This is a genomic window from Microcoleus sp. OTE_8_concoct_300 (assembly GCF_031383065.1).
GTDB lineage: Bacteria > Cyanobacteriota > Cyanobacteriia > Cyanobacteriales > Microcoleaceae > Microcoleus.
Window position 1 is genome coordinate 1 of sequence record NZ_JANMZH010000268.1, and the last position, 23,533, is coordinate 23,533.

Genomic DNA, 23,533 nt, shown 5'->3' on the forward strand with positions numbered 1-23,533 from the left:
TATCCAGATATCCGCAGGGAGGTGTAACTTTCATCTATCCAGTAAACTTTCTTTCCTAGGTTGGCGAAGCGAAAGAATATGCCGAGGACTAATACAACTATAATTAAAAATCGTAGCCACTTGTCAAGTGAAGGGTTGTGAGAATTTAGTCGCTCGCCATTTTTCGGTAATTCCATTTTAAACAAACTCCCCTGCGGTTGCCATATAAAACATCATTTTTTGACTCTTTTTCCTAGAATCATTTCGTAATTTTTAGCATAGCATAGATTGTTGGTATTTTATATTGATTCCTTTTGGCAATTTGTGTCTTTAATTCTTGAGAAAGACTGTACAAAAATATATCAGTAAATTTTCCAGGTATTTCAACATTTTTAGGTGACCTTAGTAATAATTTAGCTTGGGCATCGATTTGGTGACTCATACCGAGTAAATTGCCTATCGTATCTACACTAGACTCTGGAAACTCTGTTATGATTAATGGCTTAGAAGCTGAGTTGACTGTGCGGGCGATCGGGATGTTAATATAAAATATGACCGTCACCCAACTCTTGAATAAATTCAGATTCTGTATAACCGGAAATCCGCTGAGAAGTGTAACCTTCGTCTATCAAGTAAACTTTATTTTCGAGGGCGAAACCCAAAAAAATACCCATGACTAATATAACTATGATTTAAAATCTCACCCATTTGCCAAGTGAAGGATTGTGAGAATTTAGTCGCTTACCATTTTTTGTAGATTCTCTTTTAAGTAAATTAACTTAAAACAAAAGAATAACAGCTGCCCGACTTCTTTGAAGCATGATAGCATATACCCGACTTCTTTAAGAAGTCGGGTATCAAATCTTAATCAAACGAATTTGAGATTAATCATCTACTCCTTCAATCGGCGCAAAACCTTGCCGCTGAATATTTTCGGTTATGGTTCGGGGTTCGAGGAATTGCAGCAAATAATCCGGGCCGCCAGCTTTAGAACCAACTCCCGAAAGTTTGAATCCTCCGAAAGGTTGGCGCGATACCACAGCGCCGGTGATTCCGCGATTGATGTACAGGTTTCCGACTTCAAAATCGGATGCGGCTCGATCGATATGCGAAGGCGTGCGAGAATACAATCCGCCGGTTAAAGCAAAATTCGTGCCGTTAGCAATAGCAATCGCTTCGCTGAAATTCTTTGCCCGAATCACCGACAAAACCGGGCCGAAAATTTCTTCTTGGGCGATAGTTGCTGTGGGCGATACTTCCGTAACAATGACTGGGCCGACAAAATAACCGGTTTCCGGTGCCGGCATTTCTAAAGCTATTTTAGCTTCGGCGCGGCCTGTTTCGATGTATTCGCGGATGCGCGACTGGGCATTTGCATCGATCACAGGGCCGACTTGAGTGCCGGGATTTTCTGCTGCGCCGACATTGAGCGATCGCGTCGCTTCTACCAATCTTGCCACAAAATTATCGTACACCGATTCGACCACAATTACTCGCGAACAAGCGGAACATTTTTGGCCACTGTATCCAAATGCCGAATAAACTACGCCTGCAACTGCTTGGTCTAAATCCGCACTTTCATCGACAATAATGGCATTCTTGCCGCCCATTTCAGCAATTACTCGTTTCAGGTGTTTTTGCCCCGGCTGCAAAATCGCAGCATCGGCATAAATTTGACAGCCAACTTCCTGAGAACCGGTGAAAGTAATCATGTGAACGTCAGGATGTTTCACCATGTAAGCGCCGACGGTTGAACCTTTGCAAGGCACGTATTGAAATACGCCTTTGGGGATTCCGGCTTCTAGCAAAATTTCTGTGATTTTTGCTGCAATTACTGAGGAAACTTCCGCAGGTTTGAGTAAAGTACAATTTCCAGCAACTAGGGAGGCAACTGTCATGCCGACGGGAATGGCGAGGGGGAAATTCCAAGGCGAAATGATTAAAGAAATGCCGCGGGGCTGATAGGTGTAGCGGTTGGTTTCTCCGGCTACGTCGTAATTTTTACCTTGTTCCAACCGTTCCATTTCGTCGGCGTAGTAGCGGCAAAAATCAATAGCTTCGGAAACTTCGGCATCGCATTCTCTGACTGGTTTGCCGACTTCAAACACCATCCAAGCTGATAGTTCGTGCCGCCGCTGTTCCATCAATTCGGCGGCTTTGCGGAGGACGCCGGCGCGCTGTCGGACGGGGGTTTTTCGCCAACTGGTGGAGGCTTCTTTTGCTGCTTCAAGGGCTTGTTTGGCCTGTTCTTCGGAAAGCAATCCGAGGGTGCCGACTACTTCTGTGGGATTGGAAGGGTTGAGTGAGTTAACTGTTGCTTGAGTATTTTGGTATTCGCCATTGATTAGCGGTAAATAGGTTTTGCCTAAGTTGGCGCGCACTGATTTGATGGCTGTTTCTGCTTGTTGCCGCAATTTGGTATTGGCGTAGTCGGTATCGGCAACGTTGGGAAATACTTTGCTGTAAACTAGCTGGTCATTGCCACTAGCAACTGGTGCGGCTAATAATTGTTCGATCGGCATTTCTTCGGAACTTTGCCGGATGAAAGAACTGTTGGCGGTATTTTCCAGCAAACGGCGGATCAAATAAGCCATTCCCGGCAGCAAATCGCCGTAGGGGCAGTAGACTCGGACGCGATAACCCCGATCGACCAAAAGCTTAGCCAATTTGTCGCCCATGCCATACAGCACTTGCATTTCAAAGCGGCGGCGCGGTATATTGAGAGTTTCGGCAATGGCGATCGCCCTCGCTTGCGATCGCACATTATGACTGCCAATAGCTGCATACAAATATTCGTGATTTTCTAACAGCAACTGCGTCATCTGCTCGAAATTGGCATCGGTAGCAACTTTGTCATTGTAGACCGGCTGTGGCCAATCTTTCTGCATCGCTTTGATAGTTTCCTGATCCCAGTAAGCGCCTTTTACCAGCCGCACTGTTACCGGATTTCCGCGTTTTTTTGCCCAGGAAATCAGGTTTTTTAAATCTTGGGCACTGTCGCGCAAATATGCTTGCAATGTAATTCCGATATCCGTGCGACTGCGAAACTCTTCCTCTAACAATAAGTCTTTGAGAATGGTCAGAGTTAAACTTTTGTAAGCATACTGTTCCATATCGAAATGAACAGCAGATCCCAACTCCTTCGCGCGGCGCAGTAACAGGCGAATTCTCTCGCTTACTTTCTCCTCGCTACCTTTAGCATCCAAAGGGTCAAACTGAGAATAAAAAGCGGTTAACTTTACCGATACTTGCACTCGCGGCAGAGTTTCGCCGTCTGAAGAGTCAATTGCATCTACCTGCGGCCAATTCTTCGCTGCATTGGCGAGTTCAGCCATCAATTCCAAATAGCGGTTAAGATAAATTTGCGCCTCAGTTTCAGTGATGACAGCTTCCCCCAAAAGGTCAACTGTAAAACCCATTTTATCTTTGCGAAGTCGCTCTAAGGTTTTAATTACCTGCTTGATATTTTCCCCAGAAATATACTTGTGCGCCAATGTTTCCACAGCCGGCGCAACCGTCGTCGCCGCCAATTGACCCGGAACCGAATCAGGGCTAGCAAAGTTGAGCAATTTTTTCAATGCTTCGGGCAATTCTACCTCTTGGGCGGTCAGGTATTCTTGCAAGTGGCGGGCAATTTCCGGCCTGCTGCGCAGCGCCGGCAAACAGTCAATAAATCGAAACAACTGCACCCGCAGTCCGGGGCTAGCCATCGCCCAATCCATCAGTTTGTCGTCCCAGCGCATTTGGTCTTGGAGTTGCCCGAAAAAAGAGCGCTTTTTCTCTTGAGTTAGCCGCAGGATTTCTTTGGCAATTTCCTGGGTTTTTGCTTCGTAGATGTTTTCAGATACTTGTGCGATCATTGGTAATAAGTAATTGGTAATTTGTAATTAGCAACAGGGGGGCTTATGTATTTTGTAACTACCCCCTGATACAATTATACTTGCTATTTGACTTCAATTTTAACTTGGTAGTTTGCTTGGCGATCGCCTGAAATTTCAATAGTATAATCGCCGCTACTGGCTAGTTGACCTTGCCACTGACCTGTGCTATCAGCAGTACCTACATTTTCACCGTTAGGAGCAATAATTGCTGCCCTAACTTGACCTTCTTGAACCTTTACTGTCATGCTTTGGCCGCTATTGCACTCCAGTAAGTAGCGCTTGGATATGTTGGCTCGCAAACTATTGCTCAGAGTAGTTCCGGTAGCACCGGCTTCAAAGTTAACTCGCTCGGTTACAGGGGTTTCCACCGCAGCGGGAGTTGAAGTTGGAGAAGGAGAAGACGACGGCGAGGGAGAAGCAAGTTGCGGAACACCAGACACAGAGGGTATTTGAGTGGAACCCGGCGACGGAGGGATTGTGGCGGGGAGTCGAGTTCCAGGTGCTGGGGGAAGTCCGGGCCGGCGGTTGGCGGGCGCTGCTGCGACGGTTGGAGGGCTTTCGGGGAGGGGTACGTCAGCGGGTAGTTTGATTTGAAGGTTGGCTCTTTCCTGATACATTCTCCACGCTAGCAAACTGCCGAGACTAAGGACGGAACCGACTAAGATTCCGCTGAGAAAAACTGCCAAGATTTGCCAAGCTCGGGCTGGTTTTGGTTCGGGGTTCGCAGTTTGAATTGTTGGAGGCGGATCACTTGCAAGTTGAGTTGTTTCCGGCGCGCTATCGGCGGCCATTGGAATTGTTTCGGCTTCGTCGATTGGCGCTGAAATATTTTCGGGGGCGGCAATTTCTGCGGGAGTTTCTGTCGGTGCGGAAGTTGAATCGGCACTGGCAATAGCACTGCGATCGATCTCATCGCTGCTAGGGGAAATTGTTTCCGGTTGCTGAGTCAAAATTTGTTTCTTTTCCTGTTCGTCGCTCATGGGGCTAAATTTATTTTACAAAGACCGCTTTTAGACATTTTACGTTACTGGTGCGATCGCCTGCACTGAAATTATCTAGCATAAGGAAGAAGGCACGACACGGATTTTGACAAGGATACACGGATTAATTATCGAGCGTTAGGCAAAAGTTAGAAGGAAGATTGTTAATCTGCATACAAACCTGTCATGATATTAGTCTATATCGTTCAACTTAATTACTGCTTCAATCTCGTCAGGAAATGCTTCAGCATAAGCCCAGGCATTTTTAAAGTCGCTAGCACTAAGATGCGGATAATCTTCTAAAAGTTGAGCATCAGTTGCACCTAATCGACGAGACTCTACCAATCCCCAAACAGAAATTCTAGTCCCTGCAATCCTGGCATTACCGCCGACTACACCGGGAGTTTTTTCAATTCCCTGCCAGGTGTTGGCTAAACTTTGAGCTAATATCTGTATTGCTTGAGCTTTCTCGGGCGGCGGAGTCAGGGAAAGCAGTTGCGGTTCTAATTCTTTTAGTGTCATAGTTAATCAGGGGTTTGACTGCTAGTAATGTCGTATCCATATTATAGTGATCGATCTTTTTACTGGTAAAAATAAACCACCAGACAAGAAAATGGTACTTTTGTGGAACAGGCATCTTGCCTGTTCATAAAAATGGTACTTTTGTGGAACAGGCATCTTGCCTGTTCATAAAAATGGTGCAAGATATTATTTGTCGCGATCCTCTCTAATTAAAGCCGTACTATCTAGTATCATCCCCAGATTCGCCGGACGAGACTCGCGACGACGGCTGATTTCTGCCAATATTTCTCTTACAGACTTTTTACGTTTTCCTGAGAGGGGTTTTGTCTCTGTTGACAACTCGGCTTCTAAAATGGCGATTGCAAACGCGCTAATCGAGCGGTTTTGAGCTGCGGCTAACTCTTGCAGTCTCGCGTACAATTCCTCTGGTATATTTTCTATTTGCAGGGTAGCCATCTGTTAAATTCCTAGCATAGTTTGGCTAAATATTAGCATAGGGAGGCGGGTTTAGGAGGTATATTGAGATTTACTGTTGGGTGGGGGCGGGTTTACGAGATTGTTCGTTACAGGCGAGTATTGTTGGTGAACCCGCCCCTACAAATTCCTAATTCACGATTCCCGATTCCCGATTCTCCATTCCCGATTCCCAATTAGTAATTATTAGGCAAAGACTGCCAAAAAGTCCGCTCTTCTGGCTTCCTCACAGTATTCGTCGCCGACTGCACGTTTCCTTTCAATTCTTGATAATACCTGTCATCCAGAAAACTCAGGCTGACGCCAGCAGGAAGCAGCAGTTGGCGCAATCTTTCTTGAGTGTAATCTACACCGTCAATCATTGGCCCGCGCGGATTTGAAACTAACAACTTGCCGTTAACTGGCACCGAATTGACCATATTAGGCCACCAAGCATAACCGCTGTAGCCAAACATCACCGGAACTTGAATAATTTGGTCGTCTCCGAGTAAAAACTCTCTTTTCAACTTCTCTACAATCTGGTTGAGTTTCTGATTTTGTAAATTAAGATTGTGTTGAATTAAAGCGCGATTTTTCAAGGCGGCGCTGACTGTTGTTTGAGTGCTCAAACCGCGATTAATCGTAACATCGCCGTAACCTCTTCCCTTCAATTCTTCCAACAGCTTAACTCCGGCTTCTGGACTGGCGATCGCCATTACATATTTTCCGGGGGTTTGAGTGGGAATAAAATTGATAATTTCATCGACTTGGCGAGTCAAAAGCCAAGAAGTATCAATATCCACTGGTGGTCCTTGAATTCTCTGAGCTTGAATAAAATCAAGTACCTCTGGATTAAAACTAGCATTTCCCGAATTCCCGTAATACACTCGACCCATTGGGTGTCCGGGAATCGGCGGCGTCACCTGCAAATTGCCGTATCCGTCAGACCACTGACTTACAGGGTCTTCAGAGCGACGAGTGCCAATTTTAAATACTTTCAAATTCCGGTCTTGAGGTGATTTAGCAGGCTGGTTTTTGTCTGGCTCGCTATTGCTTTTTATGGCTACATTAAATTGGCGTATTTCGGAGTTTTCTGGGAGTTGAACGTAGCCGTTTTTCTGGGTATCTTGCATCCAAGTGCGATCGCCCTGGATAATTTTTACTTGAGCGCCCGTTGGTTCTACTGCTTGTTTTAGTTGGGAGATAAATTCGCTGTTTGCCGAGCCTCGGTCGCTGACATGAACTTCGGTTACTGGTGCTGTATTTGGCGCTATCATCCAAGGACTAACGCCCATTTGGATTGTTGTGGAGGCGATTTGTTGACCGTTGTTTTGGGCAGTTGCTTTGAGATTAACAGTGCCGTTCCAGTTGCGATCGGCAAATTGTTTGGCTTCGACGCCTAAAACAATATTGGTGCTGAAAACTAGAGGTTGAGCACCGGATATATCTACAGGTTGCCAGCCGTCACCCGTCTTCTGGAAAACACTAATGTGAGGGCTGGCAATGCTATCAGCAGTGATAAATAATTGAGAGGTTTTGAAGTTTTCAGACAGTGTTAAGTTAACTTGAGAAAGCATTGCTGCACGGCGGGGAGCTATAACTTTGGTTTGTTGCCAAGTCGGTATCTTGCTGCGATCGTTATTGCGATCGTTAAATAAAATTAGCGCGCCCTTGGACAAAGACCATTGTTCTTTTCCCGCTTCGTCTTGCTCGTTAATTTGACCATCTCTGTTGGTATCTCCCGCAAAGAAAAAGTTCGAGGGGGACGCGGCAGGCGTAACTGGGGCGGGAGTTGGTGTTGCAGTTGATTCAGGAGTTGGTTGAGGAGTTGCTTGCTGATTTCTCTCTAACTCTTGTCTTTCTAGTTCTTTTCTGGCTAATTCTTGCCTTTCTTGTTCTTTCCTGGCTAACTCTTGCCTTTCTTGTTCTTGTTTTTCTTGTTCTTTCCTGGCTAATTCTTGTCTTTCTAGTTCTTTTCTGGCTAATTCTTGTCTTTGGAATTCTTGCCTTTCAAGTTCTTTTCTAGCGAGTTCTTTTTTCTCTTGCTCTTTTCTCTCTATTTCTCGACGAGCTAATTCTTTTTTCTCTTGCTCTTTTCGGGCTCGCTCTCTTATCTCTTCTTCCTCGGCTCTAATTTTTTCAACAGAACGTGCTACTTGCAGTTCATAGGTAGCGACAGTGAGGTTTCCTTGGTATTCGATGGTTTTGTCGATCGCCCCTTCAGCCAAAAAAGAACCGTGAGGAATGAGTCGCAGGGTATTGATAGCAATTTGCCACAGGCGTTGCGACTGTTCCCAAGTAGCAGAAGAAGGATTAGAAGTGCGTCCAATTTCGACTGCTTGGGCGGCTAATTTAGCAGCTTCGTCCCAATTATTTTTGGCGATTTCTTCTCTTTGAATCTGAATTTGAACATTTTGGAGTTGCTGCGTCAGAGTTTGGGATTGCTGGCGGTGGATTGCTGATTTCCAAAGTTCTGCAGGAAACGGGGCGCTGTCGGGAGTTTTCGCAAGGTTATCTAATTGTACTTTGAGGCGATCGCGCAATTTGTAGAGTTCCGGGAGCGATTGGGGAGTTTCGCTGTCTGGCTGTCGCCCAGAGATTGCGAGTTGGTAGTTTAGGGAAGGTTGAGCCACTGTTGCGGGGACTGCAACCCAAATAATACCGATGACGACACCGAAACCATTGATAATGGCGATCGCAATATATCGAACCCAGCGCATATAGTTTATCCTCAGACACCCAAATGATTTTACCTAATCTTGGGAGCAATGGGGGATTTAATTGTAAGGTTGTTGGGTCGGGAAGGGCGATGGCGTCCCGCCCCGCAAGCTACGGCTTTTTTTTATGTTGAAGGACGGTTAACTCGAATCAATTTACCGTTCAAAGTATCGATCGCAGAAATAGCCTCATTAATTCGCGTCGCCAGCCTTTCAAAATTTGGGTCTTCCGTGCAAACAACAATACCACTATGGTCAGAGTTTTGAATGTGTAATCGCATGAAATGACGGCGATTTCGCGTTAAAACTGTTCGGGAATTGGTCGCAGCAAAAGCTAACACATCTTCGTCAGGAATTTGAAGATTTGCATTCCCTGCTTCCCTCGCTGTTAATACATCGTGACCCAAAGCCCGCAGTAATTCTACCACTGCTAGCGGGAAGTTTTCATCTGTGTAAAAACGTGCCAACTTTTAATAAACCTCGCTTTCTTCCATAACTTCATCGTTTTCTCTAATTGCCTGTTCAATTTCCTCTGGGTAAGCATCAGCATAAGCCCACGCATTTACCAAGTCAGCGGCGGTTAGATCCGGAAATGATTCTAGGATGATACCATCGGAAGCACCTAAACGTCGATCGCACACCAGTGACCAAACTGGTATGCGAGTATTGCCGATACAAGCATCGCCTCCGCACACACCAGGAGTTTTTTTAATGCCTAGAGAACCGTTGGTTAAAGTTTGAGTTAGGATGCTGATTAGTTTAGCTTTATCAACCGCATTTAAGGTTAAGACTTGAGTTTCTAATTCTTGTATAGTCATAAGTGCGATCGCTCGGATTTGATATTAGTTAGATTATAGCAAATTTCCGCCATGTTTTAGGGTTCCTCATTTCGAGCTATCGCTGCTTCAATTTCTTCTGGGTGTGCCTCAGCATAAGCCCAAGCATTCGCCAAATCTGCTGCACTCAAATGAGGAAATTCTTGCAAAATCCGCACATCACTTGCACCCAGAATGCGATAATTTACCAGCGACCAAATAGGTATGCGAGTCTTGGCAATTCTAGCATCGCCACCGCACACGCCCGGAGTTTTTTCGATTCCTTGCCAAGTATTGCTTAAACTTTGAACTAATAGCTGTATTACCTGAATTTTTTCATCAGGAGTTAAGGTCAGTAGTTTTTTTTCTAATTCTTTCATTGTCATTGTTTGCTATCTAATTGAGATTGAATAACATCCAGGTTAGAGTACACCGCATTGCCCTGTCCCTACAAACAATTCGGGTAGGGATACGGCAGTGCCGTATCCTGACAAATATCTGCAATTAACCAACAGAATTTGAATGCAATCTATTAGCTAGATTATAGCGCTTGAATCAGCGCGATCGCCCGTTTTGTTAGCACATCTCGGCAATACTGATTCCTTACCCGTAGCTGCGACTTGAAAAAAATGGTACGATCGTATTAATGTGCGATCGAGAAAATCATACACCGCTATTGTAGAAATTATTCGCAGGAATTACGCACTCAGACCAAAGAAACCGCGTTTTTTAGAGAATCGGTCGCTGTGTACGAAGTATTTCGCAAAAAACCCGGTTTCTGACCGCGCACTCAGACCAAAGAAACCGGGTTTTTCACGGAATTTGTGGCTGTATACGAAGTATTTTCGCAAAAAACCCGGTTTCTGCCTTCCCACGAGTCAGTCTTATATTCATTTAGTCGCTTTCTCCATAAATGGAAGTAAAAATCGTGAAATCGCCCTGTTATAGCCTTTCTCAAAAAGGTGAGGTACGAATTTTGACCTGGAAAGCTTGACAATACAGGGTTTCTGTATACCTCATTTATCTGAGAATCGCTATATTTCCTAATTTTTATCCTTATGGGATTATCCTTAACAAGCTGCGAACAGGCGAAGTCCTTTCAAGAAATAGATCGAAAATTTAAAAATAGTAATGCGATTGAACAACACAATGTTAACTTGCAAGCGGGCGATCGAACGGTCGATCGAACTAACAACATCCAAGCAAGTCCAAAGAGTGGGAAGTTCGATAGAACTACCAACTCACCGGAAGAAAGTGCGATCGTGTTAGGAGTTTTCGGGTTTTGTTTGATGTGTTATTTATTAGTTTGGAAGTTTCGCGGGAGGGAAGAAGCTAACAAGATGCTGAGAAGAATCAGAAGAAGAGTGAAGTGAGGATAGATACTGGCTAAACCTCATTTTTTCTTAGTGCGGTTGCGTTTTCTCGATTCAGTCGCCGTATTTTTTGCTTTTTTTTGTTTTTCTTTACTTGCTTTAGATCCATTGACAGCACTACCACTTATCGGTTTGCTGGAAAATCCCGATGTATCGGAGTTTTTAGCTGCAATTATCGGAGCAATGCTAGCATTATATATCTCCTGAAATTGTGTTAGACCTTCCCCCGTACTCATATCAAACCCTGCTTGATGACCGAGCGTTACAAAGGATTTGGCAAATCCAAATTTAGAGGAATCTTCCATAATCTCCTTAAATTCCGGCTCGATATCCCGCAGGTATTTGATAATTGAAGTGGCATTTCGCAGTTTAAATTCTCGCTTCAAAAATTGCCAGAACGCCAATAATTCCGGGATAGCATTTTCACCTTCTTCCGGCGAAAGCAAACTCACTTTCCTGGGAAACAACTCTTCGACTACAGTTGCCACATCTTCCACTTTCATGCGAGGCAGCGTAAAACCTTCATAGCCGAAACCGTAATAAATGAACTGCGAGATCCAAAATCCAACGTCTGGATAAGTTTTACAGTATTCTTCTCCTTCGGTAGAATTGACAAATAGCTCGATTAGCGTTTCCTGATAATCTTCCAGGAGTGGTTCTGCTTCGTCATAATCTAGGCCATTTAGTTGGCCGATATTAAAAGGTTTATCTGACATAGTTGAAAATTTTTTAATTTAATTGACGTTAGCTCTAAGGTTAGTACAATTTTTGCAGTTCTATTAATTCTTTAGGATTTCATTATATTTAAAAAATCTCCGATCGTAGGTATATTTGACTAGCACCGATCGCCCGTCTCGACCGAACAGCGAAAGATGTGATATAATCTCAAGTAAAATTAGAATTGTTTGAGCTTGGCAGTCCGCCACTTCAAATTATGAAGTCAACACAACAGTTTACAGCAATTATTGAACGAGAAGGCGACGGATATATATCCCTAATCATGCAATTAGAAGATTACTTTGAATTCTTAACACCAGAAGATATCCGCATCAAAGGAACCCGCGTAGGTATCGAACACATTCTCTACGAATACATCCACCGCGGCCAAACTCCAGAAGCCATAGCTCAAAATTTTCCGACAGTGACTATGGCTCAAGTTTATGCTACGATTTTGTACTATCTAGAAAATCAAAAAACTGTAGGTAAATATGTAGGAGACTGGTTGGAATATTGCCTCAAAGCTGAAGCTGAGTACGATCGCAATCCATCACCTTTTGTCTTAAAAATGCGTCAGCTTAGGGAACAAAAAAATAAATCGGAACAACTGGATCGAGTTTATTAGTTATCTTTATTTAATGCTATTATAATATCAACTAAAACTTGTAATAAATCGCCTTTTGTTACCATGCAACCCGATAACAGTGATAGCAGTGAATCTACCAGCGAGCCGCCACGCAAAAGATGCGAATATAGTGGAGAATTCTTGTCTCCCGATCCTACGAGTAACTTTAAAATTTGTGCTTATAAATGCAAGGGTTACGCAGCTTTAGCAACATTCCCTTGGCCCAAAGATCGCCCCTGTCCTCAATCTTTTGACGAAAACTTTCCTGGGCCGTAAAAGTTCACATAAAAAACGGAGAATCAAAATGTCAGACTTAGAAAAAGGTCTAGCCGCTTTTAATAACGAAGATTATACCCAAGCCTTTACCTTGTTAAAACCACTAGCAGAACAAGGAAATGCCGAATCCCAGTGCATCATTGCCAGTATGTACCATTTAGGATTAGGTCGAGAAATGATGATATTAGAAGCAATTAAATGGTACATCAAATCCGCTGAGCAGGGCTATGGTGTTGCCTCAAACAACTTAGCAGGAATTTATCTTTGCGGTGCTGATGGTGTAGCAGCCGATCGCACTCAAGCAGAAAAATGGTTTCAAAAAGCCAGAGAACAAGGATTTTCACATACACCTATTTCCAGTGGATATTTAAACCAAGCTAGCATTGCATAAAACAACACCAAAACAAACCCAAAACAAAAACCCGGCTTCTCCAAAAAACCGGGCTCAATTATCAGCGTTAATCCGCGTTAATCCGCCTCTATCTGCGGTTAAAAATTTCTACAACTGCTTCACCTCAGAAACCAATTTGGCAACCACATCCTTAGCGCTACCAAACAACATCATCGTCTTATCCTTGTAAAACAACTCGTTGTCTACACCCGAAAAACCAGCACTCATCCCGCGCTTAATCACGATCGTATGCTTAGCCTTATCAACCTCCAAAATCGGCATCCCATAAATCGGGCTCGCCGTATCGTGACGCGCCGCCGGATTCACCACATCATTCGCACCAATCACCAACGCCACATCCGTTTCTTCAAACTGCGGATTGATGTCATCCATATCGTACAACTGCGGATAAGGAACATTTGCTTCCGCTAAGAGTACATTCATGTGCCCCGGCATCCGCCCAGCCACCGGGTGAATCGCGTATTTCACGTCAACACCCATTTTTTCCAAACCGTCGGCTAACTCGCGCACGGCGTGCTGTGCTTGCGCTACAGCCATTCCGTAACCGGGAATAATTACAACCGATCGCGCATAACCCAACATCATCGCACTTTCTTCGAGATTGATGCTGCGAACAGTTTTGTCAGTAGCACCAGCAGCCCCAGCAGCACCCGCAGCACTACCGCCACCGCTACCAAAGGCGCTAAACAGCACACTACCCAAGGATCGATTCATCGCCTTGCACATGATTTGCGTCAAAATAATCCCCGACGCGCCCACCAATGCACCAGCGATAATCAGCATATTGTTCATCAAAATGAACCCAGCCACACTCGCCGCAATCCCCGAATAAGAGTTAAGCAGCGACACCACCACGGGCATATCGCCACCGCCAATCGGGAGCACAAACATGATTCCCAGAATATTGGAAATCGCCACCAAAGCCAGGAATACCGGCACATTCTCCGGGTTAAATAGCATATAACCGCTGCCGGCTAAAAGTGCGATCGCCAGCATGGCATTAAACGGCTGTTGCAGCGGAAACGTCATAGGCGCACCCGGCAGCAATTCTTGCAGTTTGGCAAAGGCCACAAGGCTACCAGTGAAGGTAATTCCGCCAATCAACACACCCAAAAGGATAGTGATTGTCGCGTCTGGAGTTGGCGATTCCGGAATGCTGAGATAGCGCCAGAATTCGCCCACAGCAACGAGTGCAGAAGCCGCGCCCCCAAAACCGTTAAGCAAACCCACCATCTGCGGCATATCCGTCATCGCCACGGTATTCGCCATAATCGTTCCCAAAATGGAACCGACGATAATTCCCACAGCAATCAATTCGTAGCTGACTACTTGCTTTTCCAGCAAGGTACCGACGATCGCAATTAACATCCCGATCGCAGCTAACACATTCCCTTGACGGGCGGTTGCAGGGGAACCCAACTGTTTCAAACCGATAATAAACAAAGATGCGGCAACTAAATAACCTAGTTGAATGCCACTGGGCAGAAAATCGCTCACGCTTTAACCTCTTTTTTCTTGAACATTTGCAGCATTCGATCGGTTACTAAGAAACCGCCGACTACGTTAATTGTGGCCAGGGCGATCGCGATCGTCCCCAAAATCGAAGTAACAGTCACATTGCCTTGGCCAGAAATCAGAATTGCACCTAAAACCGCAATTCCCGAAATCGCATTCGATCCCGACATCAAAGGTGTGTGCAGCGTCGGCGGGACTTTATTGATTACTTCAAATCCCACAAACGACGCTAGAGTAAACACCACTAAACCTGGAATCAATCCTTCTGCCATAACAATTGGTAATTGGTAATTTGTCATTGACTCGTTCCCAGCCTCCTGGCTGGGAACGCATTCATGGGAGGCTCTGCCTCCGGTATAGACTGGAGGCAGAGCCTCCTGGAGTACATTACAATGCAGAGCATTGTAACGAGAGACAGTATGATTTAGGTTCGCTATAATGACTCCTAATTATTGACGGCTTCAGCCTGAGCTGCTAGAGCATCGCGAACTCGCTCGTTGCTAATCTCACCGTCGCGGGCAACGCAAGCACCAGCAATGATATCGTCTTCAAAATTCAAATTTAGCTCCTTATCTTTCACCATCAACTGAAGTAAAGAGGAGATATTCTTCGAGTAAGTTTCGCTAGCGTGGACAGGCATCGAGGAGGGCACATTAATCGGGCCGATGACATTAACGCCGTTCCATTCAACATCTTTCCCCGCTTCCGTGCATTCGCAATTGCCGCCTTGTTCGGCCGCGAGGTCAACAATTACCGATCCGGGCTTCATTTGAGAAACCATTTCTCTAGTAACTAAAATAGGTGCTTTTCTGCCGGGAACTTGAGCGGTTGTAATCACTGCATCGGAAGCGCTGACGTGTTGGGTGAGCACTTGGCGGGTGTATTCTTTGGCCGCTTCTGATAGCTCTTTAGCATAACCTCCGGCGGCGACGGTTTCTTCCTTGAGTTCGACATCAAGGAATTTAGCGCCCAAACTTTGCACTTGTTCTTTTGTTTCCGGGCGGATGTCGAAGGCTTCGACTACCGCACCCAAACGGCGCGCCGTGGCGATCGCCTGCAAGCCGGCAACGCCCACACCCATTACCAATATTTTCGCAGGGCGAATCGTACCCGCCGCCGTTGTCAGCATCGGAAAATATTTCGGCAAAGCGGCTGCTGCGATCAGTACCGCTTTGTAACCGGCAACGTTGCCCTGAGATGACAGTGCATCCATGCTTTGAGCGCGGCTGGTGCGCGGGATCATTTCCATGCTGAATGCCGTTACTTGGCGATCGGCCAAACGCTGTACCAAAGCCGGATTTCCCAAAGGATTCAAAAATCCGATGAAAACGCCTCCTTCGGGGAGTTGATGAACTTCTGATTCTTGCAGGGCGCCGATTTTCACGACGACATCGGCTTCGCCCCACAGCCTAGCGGTATCGGCGACAACCTGAGCTCCCGCTTCTTCGTAAGCAAGATCCGAGAAAAAGGATTTTGCGCCGGCACCGGCCTCAACCCAAACTTCGACGCCCTGTTTGACTAATCGGGCTACAGCGTCGGGCACTAAAGCCACCCGGCGTTCCCCTGCTTCGACTTCTTTGGCGATCGCTAATTTCATGAACTCTCCTTATTTAAGCCTTCCCAGGGCGGCTAAAACCGCTCCTACATAGACAAAACCCGCCTCCGCAGGTTTCTTGAAGTGCGATTTTTAACCGCCAGATGCCTTGCTGTACATTTGAGCCACCGCGGCCTTCAACTTCTTTCGTTGATACTAAAGCCGATCGCCCCAATGACCGCCGTATCTTTAACTTGTCTTATGGATTGAAATTCGCTAAATTATTAAATTTGTTCCGTCCCATGATATAATCGTCTGCTGACTAATAGTGTAGCTTTCATGTCAGTTGGTGACATCATATCAAAAATAATGAACTCAAGACGCTCATCAAATTGCTGAAACAGTAGCTATATTAGAGGCATTCATCGTCAATTGCCAGCGGTGGATATTCAAGGTTCCATCGTAATTTTTTTATTTAGAGGAGTTGTTATGCGACGATTATTTTCAGCACTAGCGGTTACAGGTTGCTTGCTGAGTGGCTTACCCGCCATCAGTTTAGCCCAAGGAATGCCTGGATTCACAATTTTCGGCGGGCCGGAGCGTGGCAACCAATTAAACTATCGCTTAGATTACGGCAAAGCGGGGATGAGCGGCGATAGATATCGGCTGCGAATTCCTTCCAAAAAAGTAAGTTTGGCGATCGCCCAACTGAACATATCCTATCCAGACTACTACAAAGGCGAATTCGACCAAAAAGACATTAAAGTGCGCGTCAAAGACAAAACAATTGAATTGCAAGAAGTAATCTGGGACAAAGAAAATCGTTTCATAGAAATTTATCCCACAGAACCAATTCCTGCAGGCAACAATGTTGAGGTTGTACTCTCCAACGTCAGAAACCCATCTCCGGGCGGAATGTACCATTTCAACGTCCGCATCCGCACTCCTGGGGACGTTCCCTTGCTGCGTTATCTGGGTACTTGGCTGTTGAGCATTAATTGAGGAAAGAGTTCGAGGAAGGAATTTCTCGTTAGTCAAGCGATCGCAACAGAAAAATTTAACTGTGGCGATCGTTTTGCTACGGGCAAGAATTTAACTCTACTCAAATCCTGGTTTTCGGGAGTTGTAAAATAGAACCTCCGGCTCATATCGCAATTGTCAAGGATTCGTAAAATAAGTCTAGGGGCAGTCCCCCGATGGTTGCCCTTCGCTAATTAGGGGTAGGCTTAGGGGCGCTACCCCTACAAAATGTTTACCAATCAAATAGGATTGCTCTAGCCGTACTCTCGCATGAATCTACTAGCAAAAATCAAAACAATACAACTTCCTCCAGCGCTGCGATCGAGAAATTATCGCCTGTTTTTTGCAGGACAAGGCATCTCACTGATTGGCAGTTGGATGACGCAAGTCGCTACTGTTTGGCTTGTCTACAATTTGAGCGATTCACCTTGGATGCTGGGCGTGGTGGGATTTACAAGTCAAATCCCCACATTAATTTTACTGCCTTTTGCAGGAGTTTTAATCGATCGCTGGAACCGCCACCGAGTCATAATTGCCACTCAAATATTAGCAATGGTTCAATCCTTAGCGCTAGCAGTTTTAGCGCTAACAGGAGTCATTAACATTTGGCATATCCTGGTACTGAGTTTCTTTCAAGGGGCAATTAATGCCTTTGACGCGCCGGCACGGCAAGCTTTTGTGCCGGAACTTGTAGAAAAGAAAGAAGATTTAGCAAATGCGATCGCCCTCAACGCTTCCATGTTCAACGGAGCCCGACTAATCGGCCCAGCAATTGCAGGTTTGCTGATAGCTACAGTCGGGTCAAGTTATTGCTTTCTCATTGACGGACTCAGCTACATCGCTGTAATTGCAGGCTTATTAGCGATGCAGATCAAACCCCGTCAAATTGCAGCAACTAATACCAAACCCTTACAAAGATTAAAAGAAGGATTCGTTTATGCCTTCGGGTTTCCCCCGATTCGAGCAATTTTACTGCTATTAGCATTAGTCAACTTCGCAGGAATGTCCCACACAGTATTAGTCCCAATTTTTGCCACCAAAATCCTCCACGGCGGCCCACAAACCCTCGGCTTTTTGATGGCTGCTTCGGGAGTCGGAGCCTTTACGGGCGCGATTTATTTGATTTCGCGCACAAGTATAGTTGGCCTGGGCAAATGGATTGCGATTTCACCCGCAATTATGGGATTTGGACTGATAGGTTTTGGTTTGTCCCACGTCTTGTGGCTGTCATTAATCATGATGTTGTTCGTTGGGTTTGGTTTCATTTTGCAATTTGCAGGCGGCAACACATTTTTGCAAACAATCGTTGAAGACGACAAACGCGGAAGAGTGATGAGCCTATACACGATGGCATTTTTTGGAGTGACACCGTTTGGGAATTTAGTTGCCGGCGGATTGGCAAATTATATCGGCGCTCCCAATACAGTCATCATTGGAGGTATAATTTGTGTTTTAGCCTCCATAGTTTTTACCAAACAGTTGCCAGCTTTAAAAAACTTAGTCCGACCACTTTATCAAAAAATGGGTTTAATTCCGCAGTAGCGATTTAGCGTAAAAGCACAAAAGCAAACATTAAACAACATTCCCAAAGCCAATATCTGACTGTATCTCCAGCAATCCTCAACAACTTGTAAACTTCTCTCTTCTCTTCTCTTTCTCTGCGCCCTCTGCGCCCTCTGCGGTTAAAACATCCAAATTAATTACGCAACCAGAGGTTAAACCAATGGCAAATACAAGTGCAATACCACAGCAGAGCGATCGCGTTCCCTTAAAAACCTGGATCGGCGTCATGGGAACAATACTCGGCGCTTTCATGGCAGTTTTGGACATCCAAATCACCAACGCATCTCTCAAAGATATTCAAGCAGCTTTAGGCGCAACCTTAGAAGAAGGTTCTTGGATTTCCACCGCCTATCTAGTCGCAGAAATTGTCGTAATTCCGCTGACTGGTTGGCTGTCGCAGGTGTTTTCAGTCCGTCGCTACATCTTGGTAAATGCCGCTTTCTTTGTCTTCTTTTCCATGTGCTGCGCTTGGGCGTGGAATTTGAATTCAATGATTGTATTTCGGGCTTTGCAGGGGTTGTCAGGCGGCATTTTAATTCCGATGGCCTTTACATTTTTGCTGACCAATTTGCCGCCCAAAAAGCAGCCAATCGGCATGGCGATGTTTGCACTGACAGCTACTTTTGCACCATCCATCGGGCCGACATTGGGAGGGTGGCTGACTGAGAATTACGGCTGGCAATATGTCTTTTATCTCAATTTAATTCCAGGGCTGCTGCTGCTAGCTGCTGTGTGGTACGCCGTCGCCCCCGCACCGCTGAAACTAGAACTGCTAAAAGAGGGCGACTGGTGGGGAATTATCTCGATGGCGATCGGCTTGGGTTCCCTGCAAGTCGTCTTAGAAGAAGGAAGCCGCAAGGACTGGTTTAGTTCTGATTTTATTGTGCGTTTAAGCATAATTGCTGCAATATTTCTCAGCGCTTTTTTCTGGATTGAACTAACTCGCAAACGACCGTTTATTAACTTGCGCTTGCTGACTCGCCGCAATTTCGGTTTAGCTAGTATTGTGAATATTTCCTTGGGGGTGGGATTGTACGGTTCGGTGTACATTTTGCCGCTGTATTTAGGTCAGATTCAGCAGTACAATGCCATGCAAATTGGCGAGGTGATTATGTGGGCTGGGGTGCCGCAGTTATTCATCGTGCCGATGGTGCCGAAGTTGATGCAGCGAATCGATATGCGGCTGATGATTGGCATAGGTGTGAGTTTGTTTGCGGTGAGTTGTTTTATGAATGCCAGTATGACTCACGAGACGGGTATCGATCAGTTGCGTTGGTCGCAATTAGTCCGGGCATTGGGACAGCCTTTAATTATGGTGCCGCTGTCAACTATTGCCACTGCTGGTATGGAGAAACACGAGGCTGGTTCGGCTTCTGGTTTGTTTAATATGATGCGAAATATGGGAGGTTCGATGGGGATTGCGGCCCTAGCAACTTTGGTGACGCAGCGCGAGCAATTTCACTCGAATCGATTGGGGGAATCTGTTTCTTTGTACAATCCGGCAACGCAGGAGCGAATTAATCAAATGACTCAGTATTTTGTGAGTCGTGGTGCAGATTTAAGCGTGGCGAAAGACCAGGCAATTAAGGTAATTGATAATATTGTCCGCCGTGAAGCTTATGTAATGGCTTTTAATGATTGTTTTTATTTTGTGGGAATTGCTTTGCTGTTAAGTGGGATTGCTATTTTGGGTTTTAAAAAGGTGAAAGCGGGTGCGGGTGCTGGGGGAGCTCATTGATTCTGTAGGGCGCGGATTGCGCTGCATCTTTGGGGCGGGCAGGATGTCCACCCCACAATAATTTTAAGTGTTTTCAAAATGCCAACTAAATGTTTTTTAGTTTGTTCACCATTCTTGTTGAGCTTCTGCTTCTGCTTGGATTAAATTTTGCCGCAGTTGCGCCCAATTTATTTGATGGGAGGGCGAGTCTTCGATGAGCTTTCCGCGCTGTAAATGCAGAATTCGCGTGCTAAATTGCTCGGCTAATTCTAATTGGTGGTTGACCATTACAATTGTGGTTTGGCCGTTTGTTAGCTGTGTCAATACTTGCAAAAGGTGGGCGGCTTTTCCTGCGTCTAGGGCGGATGTTGGCTCGTCTAAAAGCAAGATTTTTGGTTGTAGGATGATGCCGCGGGCGATCGCCACGAGCTGTTTTTGGCCTGTGGAAAGCTGGAATTCGCTGCGATCGAGCCATTCTTGGGGTATATGCAGTTGTTCGATCGCCCCGCTAATTCTCTCAGCAATGTTTGATGCAGTCACGCCCCGCAGCTTCAAAGGATAAGCCAATGCTTCTCGCACCGACATTCCCAAAAGCTTGGATTCTTGGAGGATGAGGGTGATTTGTTTGCGGAGTTCGATCGCAGGTATTTGGCGATATTCTGTATTTTCCAGATAAATCGAGCCGCTGGTGGGACTGCTAAGCCGATTTAGCAACCGCAACAGCGTTGTTTTGCCGGCACCTGAAGGGCCAACAATTGCCACGCGATCGCCCTTATGTACCTGAAACGATATATTTTCCAACAAATAACTTGAGGCGATCGGTGTTTTCAAGCTTACACCGTCAATTCGCAGTTGAGGATTTGTTTCAGTATTATTTTCCGAATAATTAGGCATTTAATTAATTAAAAATATGGCTTTTGTGGAACGGGCATCTTGCCCGTTCTTGAGACAGGCAAGATGCCCACTCCCCAATCCAACTCACTCTTTGTGGAACGGGCATCTTGCCCGTTATTAAAGCAGGCAAGATGCCCACTCCCCAATCCAACTCACTCTTTGTGGAACGGGCATCTTGCCCGTTATTAAGGCAGGCAAGATGCCCACTCCCCAATCCAACTCACTCTTTGTGGAACGGGCATCTTGCCCGTTATTAAGGCAGGCAAGATGCCCGCCCCACAATCCAACTCCAACTCAAACTTTTACAGCTTTTTCTAAAGGGAAACCCAGCTTTTCGCGCTGTTCCAAATAAAGCTGAGCAACTCGCCGCGCCAAATTGCGAATTTTGGTAATATAGCGAGTTCTTTCCGTTACCGAAATCACACCTCTAGCATCGAGTAAATTGAAAGTGTGAGAACATTTTAACACATAATCAAGACTAGGCAAAACCAATCCTTTTTTTGTCAATTGTTCCGCTTCTTGCTCGTACAATCCAAATAGAGTAAACAGCAATTCTGGATTAGAAGCTTCAAAGTTATAAGTACACTGTTCTATTTCTCCTTGCAGGTGAACGTCGCCGTAAGTGATGCCATCTTTCCACTGAATTTTCGTCATCGCATCGACTTCTTGGAGATACATTGCGAGGCGTTCTAGTCCGTAGGTAATTTCAATGGAGACGGGGCGACAGTCAATGCTACCGCACTGTTGAAAGTAGGTAAATTGGGTGATTTCCATGCCATCGAGCCAGACTTCCCAGCCGACGCCCCAAGCTCCGAGGGTGGGCGATTCCCAGTTATCTTCTACGAAGCGAATGTCGTGGTCTTCTGGGCTAATTCCTAATGCTCTGAGGGAGTCTAAATAGATGTCTTGGATGTTGGGAGGAGAGGGTTTAATTAAAACTTGATATTGATAGTAATGTTGGAAGCGGTTGGGATTTTCGCCGTAGCGTCCGTCGGTGGGGCGGCGACAGGGTTCGATGTAGGCGACTGACCAAGGTTCGGGCCCAATTGCTCTGAGAAAGGTGTGGGGATTCATGGTTCCTGCACCTTTTTCTGTGTCGTAGGATTGGGCGATCAGGCATCCTCGATCGCTCCAGAATTGATTCAAAGTTGCAATGACTGATTGAAAATTCACTGGTTTCAATATGCTTAGCGAGTGTCTAAGCTTATTTAAGCATACTCAAGGCACGGTTTATTGAAATAAACCATTTATCGCTGGATATTTAAGTTCTTTTTTCAGGTATATTGTATCGATCGAGTTATTGCGATCGATAATAGCAATGTTTTCTAGATTGATCGGTCCCTACTGCTAGGGAAAAGAGCCATCATGTTGTTTGTGGATAGGGCGGTGGATATTGTCCGCTCGTGATGAGTTGCTCGCGTTCGAGGATGCGTTCTGGGAGGTTAAATTGTAGAATTTTAGCGGTTACGCGCCCTTGCGGAGTCAGTGGGACAATGGTTCCTCTATCTAACCGAAAGTGGTCTGACCATTTCTGGAGACGGGGATTAAAAAAGGGGGTTAGCTGTTGTGTTTCAGGATCGATCGAACCGAGGTCAGTTCCTTTGAAACGGTTGCAGCAAGGACACGATAACGCTAGGTTTTCGACGACGGTGATGCCATCATGTTTTTCGGCAATAATGTGTTCCATTTCAAAGGCGAAAAGTGCAGCCGTTTGGGGAAATCGGCAATACTCGCATTGCTCTCCGGCGCGTTGAGTCACTAACCGACGCAAAGTGGCTGGTACATAACTCATGCTGCTGTCTGTAAGTGTTTGTAAGCATGAGCTTTGGCTAAGCGCACCCAATGTTCTAGGAGCAAGTATCGATCGAGTTCGACTTCTTCCGATCGCGAGAGAGTGCTGGATTTATGGCGATCGAGCAATTCACTCATGCGGGTTTGCAATGCAGGCGTGGGGCGGATAGCGAGGATGACTTCTGGGCTGGGTTGACTGGCAAGCAGTGCGACGATTTGGAGTTCGTCTTGGTAGGGGATGGTTTCTAGGGGGGTGAGTTCTTGGAGTGCGCGATCGAGGGCTTCTGGGAGGCGATCGCCCAATGCGTGCAGTTTTTCGCCGAGGATCTCGGGGACTTCTAGAATAATTTGCATACTTTGGTAATGTGAAGATGGGAATTGCTTTGATTGTAACAAAAGGGTTCTGGAGCGATCGCTCGATAGTTTGAGTAGCGATCGCATCCACAAATCATGAGACTAATTTAACTGTTACTGCTTGGTGGACTTAACTGGAGTATGAGGAAGCGATCGCCTTCTGATGTCTCCCTCTCCATAGGATCGGTTGCGCGAACGCAAGCACCGGGTTGGTCGTTCGTCCTTGTCTGTTTCACTCACCTCATCTTTCTGCAACCAGGGTAAACGCATCTTAACTGGAACCCAAAATATGCTACAGTTAAATCCGACTAAATTTCAATGTAGTTTGTTGTAGTTTATGGGTGCTATCAATGGCAAGAGGTTTTAGTAAAGCTGTAACTTCCCAACAAAAACAA

At 45.7% G+C, this 23,533-nt stretch carries 24 protein-coding genes; 6 read left to right on the forward strand and 18 right to left on the reverse strand.

Annotation, left to right across the window (positions count from 1 at the left end; translation table 11 throughout):
• Nucleotides 1-238: 238 nt before the first annotated feature.
• From ACUVJL_RS12575 to ACUVJL_RS12620, 10 genes are all read right to left on the reverse strand, one after another.
• Nucleotides 239-421 carry a hypothetical protein gene (locus ACUVJL_RS12575; protein ID WP_445246155.1) on the reverse strand — a complete coding sequence of 61 codons (183 nt, stop codon included), beginning with the start codon at nt 419-421 and terminating at the stop codon, nt 239-241.
• A 97-nt stretch (nt 422-518) separates the two neighbouring features.
• The gene (locus ACUVJL_RS12580; protein ID WP_445246156.1) at nt 519-653 is read right to left on the reverse strand and encodes a hypothetical protein; all 135 of its coding nucleotides are present in this window, start codon (nt 651-653) and stop codon (nt 519-521) included.
• A gap of 210 nt (nt 654-863) precedes the next feature.
• Nucleotides 864-3,839 (reverse strand): L-glutamate gamma-semialdehyde dehydrogenase, encoded by a 2,976-nt coding sequence (pruA, locus tag ACUVJL_RS12585; protein WP_445246157.1) that lies wholly within the window; start codon nt 3,837-3,839, stop codon nt 864-866.
• Between the two features lie 83 nt (nt 3,840-3,922).
• A complete protein-coding gene (locus ACUVJL_RS12590) occupies nt 3,923-4,840 on the reverse strand; it encodes a hypothetical protein (RefSeq protein ID WP_445246158.1) in 918 nt (305 codons plus the stop codon).
• Nucleotides 4,841-5,032: 192 nt separating this feature from the next.
• Nucleotides 5,033-5,362, reverse strand: a complete 330-nt coding sequence (locus ACUVJL_RS12595; protein WP_445246159.1) for a DUF433 domain-containing protein — start codon at nt 5,360-5,362, stop codon at nt 5,033-5,035.
• Between the two features lie 186 nt (nt 5,363-5,548).
• Nucleotides 5,549-5,818, reverse strand: a complete 270-nt coding sequence (locus ACUVJL_RS12600) for a FitA-like ribbon-helix-helix domain-containing protein (protein ID WP_445246160.1) — start codon at nt 5,816-5,818, stop codon at nt 5,549-5,551.
• Between the two features lie 194 nt (nt 5,819-6,012).
• The gene (locus ACUVJL_RS12605; protein WP_445246161.1) at nt 6,013-8,535 is read right to left on the reverse strand and encodes a protein-arginine deiminase family protein; all 2,523 of its coding nucleotides are present in this window, start codon (nt 8,533-8,535) and stop codon (nt 6,013-6,015) included.
• A 122-nt stretch (nt 8,536-8,657) separates the two neighbouring features.
• Nucleotides 8,658-8,999: a DUF5615 family PIN-like protein gene (locus ACUVJL_RS12610; RefSeq protein WP_445246162.1), complete on the reverse strand. Its 342-nt coding sequence runs from the start codon at nt 8,997-8,999 to the stop codon at nt 8,658-8,660.
• 3 nt (nt 9,000-9,002) lie between these two features.
• Nucleotides 9,003-9,350 carry a DUF433 domain-containing protein gene (locus ACUVJL_RS12615; protein WP_333035259.1) on the reverse strand — a complete coding sequence of 116 codons (348 nt, stop codon included), beginning with the start codon at nt 9,348-9,350 and terminating at the stop codon, nt 9,003-9,005.
• A gap of 56 nt (nt 9,351-9,406) precedes the next feature.
• Nucleotides 9,407-9,733, reverse strand: coding sequence for a DUF433 domain-containing protein (locus ACUVJL_RS12620; RefSeq protein WP_445246163.1), 327 nt, complete (start codon nt 9,731-9,733; stop codon nt 9,407-9,409).
• A 672-nt stretch (nt 9,734-10,405) separates the two neighbouring features.
• On the opposite strand from ACUVJL_RS12620, the gene ACUVJL_RS12625 reads away from it, so the two are divergent.
• Entirely contained in the window at nt 10,406-10,720 is a 315-nt protein-coding gene (locus tag ACUVJL_RS12625) for a hypothetical protein (protein WP_445246164.1), read from the forward strand.
• Between the two features lie 20 nt (nt 10,721-10,740).
• Here ACUVJL_RS12625 and ACUVJL_RS12630 read toward each other — a convergent pair whose 3' ends face one another.
• Nucleotides 10,741-11,436, reverse strand: coding sequence for a hypothetical protein (locus tag ACUVJL_RS12630; protein ID WP_445246165.1), 696 nt, complete (start codon nt 11,434-11,436; stop codon nt 10,741-10,743).
• 218 nt (nt 11,437-11,654) lie between these two features.
• On the opposite strand from ACUVJL_RS12630, the gene ACUVJL_RS12635 reads away from it, so the two are divergent.
• Both ACUVJL_RS12635 and ACUVJL_RS12640 read left to right on the forward strand, forming a co-directional pair.
• The gene (locus ACUVJL_RS12635) at nt 11,655-12,062 is read left to right on the forward strand and encodes a DUF433 domain-containing protein (protein ID WP_445246166.1); all 408 of its coding nucleotides are present in this window, start codon (nt 11,655-11,657) and stop codon (nt 12,060-12,062) included.
• Nucleotides 12,063-12,366: 304 nt separating this feature from the next.
• Nucleotides 12,367-12,729 (forward strand): tetratricopeptide repeat protein, encoded by a 363-nt coding sequence (locus ACUVJL_RS12640; RefSeq protein WP_445246167.1) that lies wholly within the window; start codon nt 12,367-12,369, stop codon nt 12,727-12,729.
• 108 nt (nt 12,730-12,837) lie between these two features.
• On the opposite strand, the gene ACUVJL_RS12645 is transcribed toward ACUVJL_RS12640, so the two are convergent.
• The 3 genes from ACUVJL_RS12645 to ACUVJL_RS12655 form a co-directional block, all read right to left on the reverse strand.
• Nucleotides 12,838-14,247 (reverse strand): NAD(P)(+) transhydrogenase (Re/Si-specific) subunit beta, encoded by a 1,410-nt coding sequence (locus ACUVJL_RS12645; RefSeq protein WP_445246168.1) that lies wholly within the window; start codon nt 14,245-14,247, stop codon nt 12,838-12,840.
• The gene (locus tag ACUVJL_RS12650; RefSeq protein ID WP_333128328.1) at nt 14,244-14,537 is read right to left on the reverse strand and encodes an NAD(P) transhydrogenase subunit alpha; all 294 of its coding nucleotides are present in this window, start codon (nt 14,535-14,537) and stop codon (nt 14,244-14,246) included. Before ACUVJL_RS12650 ends, ACUVJL_RS12645 begins: the two co-directional genes overlap by 4 nt.
• 173 nt (nt 14,538-14,710) lie before the next feature.
• On the reverse strand, nt 14,711-15,862 hold the full coding sequence (locus ACUVJL_RS12655; RefSeq protein WP_445246169.1) for a Re/Si-specific NAD(P)(+) transhydrogenase subunit alpha: 1,152 nt from the start codon (nt 15,860-15,862) through the stop codon (nt 14,711-14,713).
• Between the two features lie 426 nt (nt 15,863-16,288).
• Here ACUVJL_RS12655 and ACUVJL_RS12660 point away from each other — a divergent pair, with 426 nt between their 5' ends.
• The 3 genes from ACUVJL_RS12660 to ACUVJL_RS12670 all read left to right on the forward strand — a co-directional run bounded on the left by ACUVJL_RS12660 (nt 16,289) and on the right by ACUVJL_RS12670 (nt 20,120).
• Nucleotides 16,289-16,801: a DUF2808 domain-containing protein gene (locus ACUVJL_RS12660; RefSeq protein WP_445246170.1), complete on the forward strand. Its 513-nt coding sequence runs from the start codon at nt 16,289-16,291 to the stop codon at nt 16,799-16,801.
• Nucleotides 16,802-17,089: 288 nt separating this feature from the next.
• Nucleotides 17,090-18,361, forward strand: coding sequence for an MFS transporter (locus tag ACUVJL_RS12665; RefSeq protein ID WP_445246171.1), 1,272 nt, complete (start codon nt 17,090-17,092; stop codon nt 18,359-18,361).
• A gap of 181 nt (nt 18,362-18,542) precedes the next feature.
• Nucleotides 18,543-20,120 carry an MDR family MFS transporter gene (locus tag ACUVJL_RS12670; RefSeq protein WP_445246172.1) on the forward strand — a complete coding sequence of 526 codons (1,578 nt, stop codon included), beginning with the start codon at nt 18,543-18,545 and terminating at the stop codon, nt 20,118-20,120.
• 105 nt (nt 20,121-20,225) lie between these two features.
• Here ACUVJL_RS12670 and ACUVJL_RS12675 read toward each other — a convergent pair whose 3' ends face one another.
• From ACUVJL_RS12675 to ACUVJL_RS12690, 4 genes are all read right to left on the reverse strand, one after another.
• Complete coding sequence (locus ACUVJL_RS12675; protein WP_445246173.1) at nt 20,226-20,993, reverse strand: ABC transporter ATP-binding protein; 768 nt, start codon at nt 20,991-20,993, stop codon at nt 20,226-20,228.
• Between the two features lie 294 nt (nt 20,994-21,287).
• Nucleotides 21,288-22,166, reverse strand: a complete 879-nt coding sequence (gene glyQ / locus ACUVJL_RS12680; RefSeq protein ID WP_332952474.1) for a glycine--tRNA ligase subunit alpha — start codon at nt 22,164-22,166, stop codon at nt 21,288-21,290.
• A 190-nt stretch (nt 22,167-22,356) separates the two neighbouring features.
• Nucleotides 22,357-22,785 (reverse strand): HNH endonuclease, encoded by a 429-nt coding sequence (locus ACUVJL_RS12685; protein WP_445246174.1) that lies wholly within the window; start codon nt 22,783-22,785, stop codon nt 22,357-22,359.
• Nucleotides 22,782-23,138 carry a hypothetical protein gene (locus tag ACUVJL_RS12690; protein ID WP_445246175.1) on the reverse strand — a complete coding sequence of 119 codons (357 nt, stop codon included), beginning with the start codon at nt 23,136-23,138 and terminating at the stop codon, nt 22,782-22,784. Before ACUVJL_RS12690 ends, ACUVJL_RS12685 begins: the two co-directional genes overlap by 4 nt.
• Nucleotides 23,139-23,533: the final 395 nt, after the last annotated feature.

What these genes read in the sequence shown, in the direction of transcription:
- ACUVJL_RS12665 (WP_445246171.1), top strand. Translation starts at nt 17,090, where the DNA reads ATGAATCTACTAGCAAAAATCAAAACAATACAACTTCCTCCAGCGCTG.
- ACUVJL_RS12640 (WP_445246167.1), top strand. Translation starts at nt 12,367, where the DNA reads ATGTCAGACTTAGAAAAAGGTCTAGCCGCTTTTAATAACGAAGATTAT.
- ACUVJL_RS12590 (WP_445246158.1), bottom strand. Translation starts at nt 4,840, where the DNA reads ATGAGCGACGAACAGGAAAAGAAACAAATTTTGACTCAGCAACCGGAA.
- pruA (WP_445246157.1), bottom strand. Translation starts at nt 3,839, where the DNA reads ATGATCGCACAAGTATCTGAAAACATCTACGAAGCAAAAACCCAGGAA.
- ACUVJL_RS12670 (WP_445246172.1), top strand. Translation starts at nt 18,543, where the DNA reads ATGGCAAATACAAGTGCAATACCACAGCAGAGCGATCGCGTTCCCTTA.
- ACUVJL_RS12655 (WP_445246169.1), bottom strand. Translation starts at nt 15,862, where the DNA reads ATGAAATTAGCGATCGCCAAAGAAGTCGAAGCAGGGGAACGCCGGGTG.
- ACUVJL_RS12660 (WP_445246170.1), top strand. Translation starts at nt 16,289, where the DNA reads ATGCGACGATTATTTTCAGCACTAGCGGTTACAGGTTGCTTGCTGAGT.
- ACUVJL_RS12600 (WP_445246160.1), bottom strand. Translation starts at nt 5,818, where the DNA reads ATGGCTACCCTGCAAATAGAAAATATACCAGAGGAATTGTACGCGAGA.
- ACUVJL_RS12650 (WP_333128328.1), bottom strand. Translation starts at nt 14,537, where the DNA reads ATGGCAGAAGGATTGATTCCAGGTTTAGTGGTGTTTACTCTAGCGTCG.
- ACUVJL_RS12630 (WP_445246165.1), bottom strand. Translation starts at nt 11,436, where the DNA reads ATGTCAGATAAACCTTTTAATATCGGCCAACTAAATGGCCTAGATTAT.
- ACUVJL_RS12575 (WP_445246155.1), bottom strand. Translation starts at nt 421, where the DNA reads ATGAGTCACCAAATCGATGCCCAAGCTAAATTATTACTAAGGTCACCT.
- ACUVJL_RS12580 (WP_445246156.1), bottom strand. Translation starts at nt 653, where the DNA reads ATGGGTATTTTTTTGGGTTTCGCCCTCGAAAATAAAGTTTACTTGATA.
- ACUVJL_RS12615 (WP_333035259.1), bottom strand. Translation starts at nt 9,350, where the DNA reads ATGACTATACAAGAATTAGAAACTCAAGTCTTAACCTTAAATGCGGTT.
- ACUVJL_RS12690 (WP_445246175.1), bottom strand. Translation starts at nt 23,138, where the DNA reads ATGCAAATTATTCTAGAAGTCCCCGAGATCCTCGGCGAAAAACTGCAC.
- ACUVJL_RS12605 (WP_445246161.1), bottom strand. Translation starts at nt 8,535, where the DNA reads ATGCGCTGGGTTCGATATATTGCGATCGCCATTATCAATGGTTTCGGT.
- ACUVJL_RS12620 (WP_445246163.1), bottom strand. Translation starts at nt 9,733, where the DNA reads ATGACAATGAAAGAATTAGAAAAAAAACTACTGACCTTAACTCCTGAT.
- ACUVJL_RS12685 (WP_445246174.1), bottom strand. Translation starts at nt 22,785, where the DNA reads ATGAGTTATGTACCAGCCACTTTGCGTCGGTTAGTGACTCAACGCGCC.
- ACUVJL_RS12675 (WP_445246173.1), bottom strand. Translation starts at nt 20,993, where the DNA reads ATGCCTAATTATTCGGAAAATAATACTGAAACAAATCCTCAACTGCGA.
- ACUVJL_RS12595 (WP_445246159.1), bottom strand. Translation starts at nt 5,362, where the DNA reads ATGACACTAAAAGAATTAGAACCGCAACTGCTTTCCCTGACTCCGCCG.
- ACUVJL_RS12625 (WP_445246164.1), top strand. Translation starts at nt 10,406, where the DNA reads ATGGGATTATCCTTAACAAGCTGCGAACAGGCGAAGTCCTTTCAAGAA.
- ACUVJL_RS12635 (WP_445246166.1), top strand. Translation starts at nt 11,655, where the DNA reads ATGAAGTCAACACAACAGTTTACAGCAATTATTGAACGAGAAGGCGAC.